At 50.6% G+C, this 6,492-nt stretch carries 5 protein-coding genes; 1 reads left to right on the top strand and 4 read right to left on the bottom strand.

Annotated elements, in window-relative coordinates; all coding sequences use genetic code 11:
• From V3U24_02385 to V3U24_02375, 3 genes are all read right to left on the bottom strand, one after another.
• On the bottom strand, positions 1-619 hold a 619-nt coding region (locus tag V3U24_02385), incomplete at its 3' end, for a glycosyltransferase (GenBank protein ID MEE9166298.1).
• 86 nt (positions 620-705) lie between these two features.
• Complete coding sequence (locus V3U24_02380) at positions 706-1,671, bottom strand: glycosyltransferase family 2 protein (protein MEE9166297.1); 966 nt, start codon at positions 1,669-1,671, stop codon at positions 706-708.
• Positions 1,664-3,283 carry a tetratricopeptide repeat protein gene (locus V3U24_02375; GenBank protein MEE9166296.1) on the bottom strand — a complete coding sequence of 540 codons (1,620 nt, stop codon included), beginning with the start codon at positions 3,281-3,283 and terminating at the stop codon, positions 1,664-1,666. The genes V3U24_02380 and V3U24_02375 overlap by 8 nt, the downstream gene beginning before the upstream one ends.
• Before the next feature lie 118 nt (positions 3,284-3,401).
• Between V3U24_02375 and V3U24_02370 the strand changes: the two genes are divergently transcribed.
• Entirely contained in the window at positions 3,402-4,739 is a 1,338-nt protein-coding gene (locus tag V3U24_02370) for an aminopeptidase P N-terminal domain-containing protein (protein ID MEE9166295.1), read from the top strand.
• On the opposite strand, the gene V3U24_02365 is transcribed toward V3U24_02370, so the two are convergent.
• The gene (locus tag V3U24_02365; protein ID MEE9166294.1) at positions 4,711-6,447 is read right to left on the bottom strand and encodes a diguanylate cyclase; all 1,737 of its coding nucleotides are present in this window, start codon (positions 6,445-6,447) and stop codon (positions 4,711-4,713) included. The genes V3U24_02370 and V3U24_02365 overlap by 29 nt on opposite strands.
• Positions 6,448-6,492: the final 45 nt, after the last annotated feature.

The raw sequence follows: 6,492 nt of genomic DNA, 5'->3' as shown, positions 1-6,492 counted from the left end.
CCTGCCTGAAAAAGCGCATGAGAGACGTCCGGCGTCGGTGGTAGACCACGGCGTCTGGAATGTGGATAACCCTGGCCCCACTTTTGATGATCCGGTGACTCAGTTCGATATCCTGGCCATGCCTGAGACTTCCGAAACCACCCACCTTTTCGTAAAGTCTCCGTGTCATTCCCATATTATGGCTACGGGGATAGAATCTTGCCAGTGCACGAGAGCCATGGCCCCTCAAACCTCCCGTCGTAAGGAAAGAAGTCATCGAAAAATCAATCGCCCGCTGGAGAGGGGTGAAGTCCTGCTTTGAGGCGTCAGGACCACCGCACGCATCAAATTCTTCGGCAACATATTGGTCATGTATTCTTTTCGCCCACTCCGGGTCGGGCTCGCAGTCGGAATCGGTAAACAGAAACAGGTCACCCCGCGCATGATTCATTCCCAGGTTTCTGGCCGCCCCCGGACCCATGTTCTCCTGGGACAAATAACGTAACTCAAAATCTACGCTCGCCTTCAATTCCCTCACAACAATCTCAGTATCGTCTTGTGATCCGTCATCCACAATGATCATCTCAAATCGATCATGCGGAATGATCTGTGCTTGTATCGATCCAACAAGGGAACCCAACTCCGAAGCACGATTAAAAGCGGGAGTTATGATCGTAATGGGTGGAGAAGAGGAACTGGATTGAGAAGTAGTGATGGTAAATCGACCTACATCCTGGGGCTATCCTTGTCCATGACCTCCTGGATAATTTTCCCGCCGCGAGTGCGTGATTGGGCAATCATTTCACCCAGAAGTCCAATGGAAACAAACTGCACACCCAGAATCAACAGTAATACACCGAAAACGAGGAGGGCCATATGTTTCCGAAAGGGATCCCCGACACCATATTTTAGATACAGAACCCAGAGGTTAACACCAAATCCCACCAAGAAACTCAGGAGGCCGAATATCCCGAAAAGGTGCAAGGGCCTCCGGGTGTACCGGCTGAGGAAAAGGACGGTCAGCAGATCAAACAGACCATGAAAGTACCGTTCAGCCCCATATTTGGTCGCCCCGAATTTTCTGGGCCGGTGATTCACAACGGCTTCCCTCACTCGAAATCCTTTTTTTGCAGCCAGCACGGGAATATACCGGTGCATACCCCCGTAAATATCCAATTCCTTTGCCACGTTTTTCCTGTACGCTTTCAAACCGCAGTTGAAATCGTGTATTTTGATTCCCGTCACAACTCGGGTGCTAAAGTTGAAGAATTTGGAAGAGAGCCGCCTGAAAACGGGATCCTGCCGGTGTTTTTTCCAACCGGAAACGAGATCGTAGCCGTCTTCGAGAAGTTTCACCAGCCTGGGAATCTCATGAGGATCGTCCTGGAGGTCGGCATCCAGTGTAACAATGAACTCACCGGAGGCTCTCTGGAACCCTGCTGAGAGCGCGGCGGATTTTCCGTGATTTCTCAAGAACCTGATGACCGTCAGGTTTTCATGTGACCGGACCCCTTCCTGTAAGCGTTCCAACGATCCGTCAGTGCTCCCATCATCGACGAAAATAAGTTCATAGTCGTATCCATCTTCAAGAACAGACACGAGTTCTTCAATAAGTTCCGCAACTGAATCCCGTTCATTGTACACGGGAATGACAGCGGAAATCCTGGGGGTACTTTTCCTGATCTCACTCACTCTCTATTTTTTCCAAAAGTCGCTGGTTGCCGGTATCAATCTCAAGAGCTTTCTGGTAGTATTCCCGCGCCAGATCATTTCTATTCAACTTCACAAGAACGTCGCCGAAATGTTCAAGAACTACCGAATTGTCGTCCTCAAGATTCAGAGATTTTTCAATGTACTGAAGAGCTTTCTGGTATTCCCCCATTTTGAAATAAATCCATCCGATTGTGTCAAGATATGCCGGGTTCTCAGGTTCGAAGACGATTGCCTTCTGAGCCATCTGAAGAGCGGAATCCAGCTTGACATCCCTCTCAGCCAGCGTGTAGCTGTAATTGTTCAGGGCTTGACTGTCATTTCCCTCGCCCTCAAGCAGCTCTCGATACAGCCCATCTGATGATTCCCACTCTTCCAGGTGGTTGTAAATCGTGGCGAGAAGGTGCTTTGCCACCCTGGACTCCGGTTCGATCTTCAACGCGGATAACAGACTCTCCTTCGCAAGCAGATAATTCTCTTCGATCGTGTAGCTGTTACCCAGGAGATAGTTTACCGCGAAGTCATCGGGAAAGAGCTCTCGCGCCTTGAGAAGGGTTGATATGGCACCCAGGGTCTTATCCAGATTGATGCGAGCCATCGCCAGATGAGTGTAACCAGAGCGCTCATGGGGAAAGCTCTCGATGAATTCAGAAGACTGGGATTCGAGAGTCTCATATTCCTCCTTGCTCATGGCGATCCTCCCGAGGTAGTAGAAGACACCCGGGGATTTGTGCCCGTCATCGTAGAGGTGGTGCAGAACCGAATCGGCCTTCTCCACTTCATTGTTGTCAAAATAGACTATGGCAAGCCTTTCCAGAATCTGTGGGTCGTCACTCGTCAGATCTGTCAGCCGTTCGAGTCCTGAGATTGCGCTCTGGTATCGCTCCAGGACTACTGCCAGCTCGCTGTAAGCGCGCCAGAACTGAGCGTTCTCGGGGTCAAAGTCCGTCAGTATTTCGAATGCCTCAAAAGCAAACTTGAGATCACCCCTGTCTCTGGCAATTCCAGCAGCCCGCTGAAGCGCCCGAACTTCCATGGTGTCTTCCTGATAGATCTTCCAGAACTGTTCCTGTGCGCTTTCCAGCTCCCCCTTTCTCAGAGCGATTTCGCCTAACACGTACGAGAATTCCTTGCTGGCGGGATAGAACTCCTTTAACAGCTCATACTCCCTCTCGGCCTTGTCTACCTGTCCCCGAATCAAGTATTGATGCCCCAGAAGCTCCCGGGCCTCCCGGTTCTTCGGCGCGTGGGAAATGGCTTCCAGAAGATGGGCCTCCGCCCTCTCAAACTTTCCCAGTTTCATGTAGGCCTCGGCAAGGGACGTTAGAATTGCCGGAGCAGAAGAATCATAAATCAGTGCATCCTGAAACTCTAAGATCGCCATGGGATAATTCCCCTGGACCAGAAGCATTTCTCCATCCATGAAGTGCTTCAGGGCCTCCGGATTGACTGCAGCCAGCGAACTTTCGGATCCTGAAACCTCAGGTTCTGTGATTTCCGGCCTGGCCGAAGGCTGAGTGGAACAGGTGGCAAAAAAGAATAGACAAAGTGTGCCCCCGAATATTGAAAACCTGCTAAACCTGCAGCTTACCATTCCCTTTTGAAGAAACTCAACTTATCCCTTGAAATATCACAGTAAAATTACCGAATTTTCTCCGCCTATTAAACCTGATTTATCAGGTTAGGACCGAATCACCTATCAGGAGAAATTCATGACTGGACATTCTATAGTAAGTATTCTGGTTCTGGCGAGCACCCTGCTTTCCCTGGACATCGAACCGTTCAGGCAGAGAAGACTCGTCGTCCGGGATAAACTTGGACCACGAAGCGCCCTGGTACTGTTCACCTCTGAAGTCCACAGGAGAAATGGAGATGTGAATCACGAATTCCGGCCCGACAGCGATTTCTGGTACCTGACGGGTCATCCCGAGCAAGACACTCGACTTATCCTCACCGGGCGCGATATGTCCGAATTCGAGGAGCTTCCCTTCAAAAATGAAATCATCTTTGCCAAACCCCGGGATCCGAGGTGGGAAAGATGGAATGGGAAGCGACTCGGTGAGTACGGGGCAAGAAATTCGCTGGGTTTCCAGGCCTTTGCCATCTCGGATTCGTTCGAAACGGTACTTGAGGCGATTATTCCCCACGTGGACACCCTGTTCACCAATCGCATGGACTTGCGAAATGGAGAGAATTCACCCACAGTCAGCCGCCAACTCCCGGGATCAGTTCCCGACGGGATCGTTATCGTTGACGCGGGGACGATCATCCACCCGCTGCGCCACGTCAAATCCCCCGAAGAAATTGAACTCCTCATAAAGGCCGTTGAAATCACGGGAAAGGCCATTGAGGAAGCGATGACCCGCACCCAACCACAACAATTTGAATACAATTCACAGGCAATCATCGAATTTGTGTTCTCAGATCTTGGCAGTAAACGTCCAGGATTTCCCTCAATTGTCGGTTCGGGCCCCAACTCCACCATTCTTCACTACACCGAGAACGATCGATTGATGAGAAACGGGGATCTTCTTCTCATAGATGTCGGTGCCGAATACAAGATGTATACTGCTGACATTACTCGCACTATTCCGGTGAACGGCAGATTCACGCCTCAGCAGAAGGAAATCTACAATTATGTTCTCAAGGTTCAGCAGACTGTGTTCGATTCCGTGGAAGTCGGAATGACCTTGGGCGATCTAACGCGTATCGCGAAGAACTACCTACGGAATAAGGGATTTGACCGGTATCTCCTCCATGGTGTTTCTCACTGGCTGGGACTGGATGTACACGATGTGGGAGGCAGGGGAGCTCTCATTAAAGTGGGTACGGTTTTCACCATTGAACCCGGTATCTATATCCCGGAAAACGATGACAGCTTTCCGGAAGCGTACCGGGGGATGGGGATACGCATTGAGGACGATGTCTTGATGACAGAAGAAGGAGCTGTCTGGCTATCCGCACAGGTTCCCCGTGGAATCAGCCAGATTGAGAGGATTATGAGAAGAGGACGACACGGGTTCAGGAGGGGTCGTCAGATACAAAAATGACACCGTTCCCCCCTTTTCTCTTAATCTCATACATTGCCTCATCGGCTTTCTCGATGAGATCCCTGGGGGAAGTGCCGTCCGAGGGGAACTCGGAGACCCCTGCGCTTATGGTCATCTGGATGGAAATGTTATCCTTGAGATAGTCTCGAGTGGCAATATTGCTGACTATCCTTTCGCACGTCTGGTTGGCTCCCTGCTTGGTGGCATTAACCAGAACGATGGCGAACTCCTCACCTCCGTAGCGTGCCACAAGGTCGATATTCCGGACACTCATTCTCATGGAATTCGCCGACTCCATGATCACATAATCACCGTAAAGATGACCGTGATTATCGTTAACTCGCTTGAATTTGTCCAGGTCCAGGATCACGAGGACGAGGTTTTCCTGGTACCGGTCGGCCCGACTGATTTCTCCCTCAAAACGTTCCATGAAGGCTCCACGGTTCAGGAGTCCTGTCAGACCATCTCTCATTGAAGCTTCTCGTACCGCGGCATAATTCTCCCACCAGCGAAGGAGAACACCTGCCCTTTCGCCCAAGACCTGAAGATTCAGCAGATCAGACTTGCTGTACTGATGGGGAGCAAAGCTCTCGATAGCCAGTGCCCCTTTGACTCCCTCCTTATTCCGTATTGGGACACCCAGGAATGAGAGGAACGGGTGCTCCTTCAGATCACCCTTGATGAATCTGCCTTCCGTACTTTGATCCGTTGAGAGATCGTCAACAACTACCGGAGTCGCCTGGGAGATTACCTTTCCGTGAAGTGATCCGGAGACAGAGAAGGAATCGTCGAGATCTACATCCTTGGTGAAACCGGAAACACCACGAATAATGGCCTTATCCGACTTGGGCTCTTCCAGGAGAGAAACGGTTATCTTATCGAATGAAAAATGTCTTTTGCAAAACCTGACCATGGAGGTTATCAATTCATCTTCCGGCCGGTCAATGTCAAGGTCATTTTGATACGCCTCGATCTGTGAGTAGAACAGGTGATCGGAGCGAAGAGATGACCGGACGTCATACTGGCGGAGTTCAAGACCAAGCAGGTCTGCATAAAGAGAAGAGATGGAACGGTGATCCTCATCAAAATCGCCAAACTGGTCCGCCTCGATAAGCAGGATCCCTTCGTGCTCCCCATCTGTGGCAATAGGTGCTGAGAGGACGGCCGTACTTGGGGAGAGGTCTTCGTTGTCCCGGAATAGACTGGAGAGAACATCCCCTCCCTCCAGGGGGGTAATGAACTCCGGGTGATTGCTCACGAGCAGATTGTGGATTGCGCTGTTCTCCAGAGGGAGAGAATGTCGAAAAGAGTCTTTCTCCCCGCAATATGCCCACTGCACAAGCTCCTTTTTCGAACGATTTAACAAATAGGCGGATGCAGAGAATTCCGGGAAGGACGCGGCAAACAGATCAAGGACAACCTGGATTGCCTCTTGCAGACTCCCCTCTTCCTTCTTATGCATATCCCGCGTCTCGGGTGGTGCGACATCAGACCCAGTTCCCAGGTTAACCCGTTCTCGCCTGGGAGTCGCGGAAAAGAGTTGGAAAAAGAGGTAGCCGACGAGGGCAATCGTGGACAGTCTAAGGAGGGTGAAGGGTAGACCAACGGGATTGGGATAAACGAAAAGCATGAACATGAAAGCCGAGGCCAGTAGAATTCCGAGAATCGTTGAAAATGAAGAAGATGTAATTCGCTTTACAAAGCTCACTATTTGAAATTAAGAAAGGAGCGGATAAAATGAAAGTATGGTGAC

The organism is Candidatus Neomarinimicrobiota bacterium, assembly GCA_036476315.1.
GTDB lineage: Bacteria > Fidelibacterota > Marinisomatia > Marinisomatales > S15-B10 > JAZGBI01.
Note: the sequence above shows the minus strand (reverse complement) of the source record. Positions and strands in the feature narration are given on the sequence as shown.

Excerpts from the sequence above, each read along its gene's own strand:
- V3U24_02375 (MEE9166296.1), bottom strand. The coding sequence starts at position 3,283 with ATGGTAAGCTGCAGGTTTAGCAGGTTTTCAATATTCGGGGGCACACTT.
- V3U24_02370 (MEE9166295.1), top strand. The coding sequence starts at position 3,402 with ATGACTGGACATTCTATAGTAAGTATTCTGGTTCTGGCGAGCACCCTG.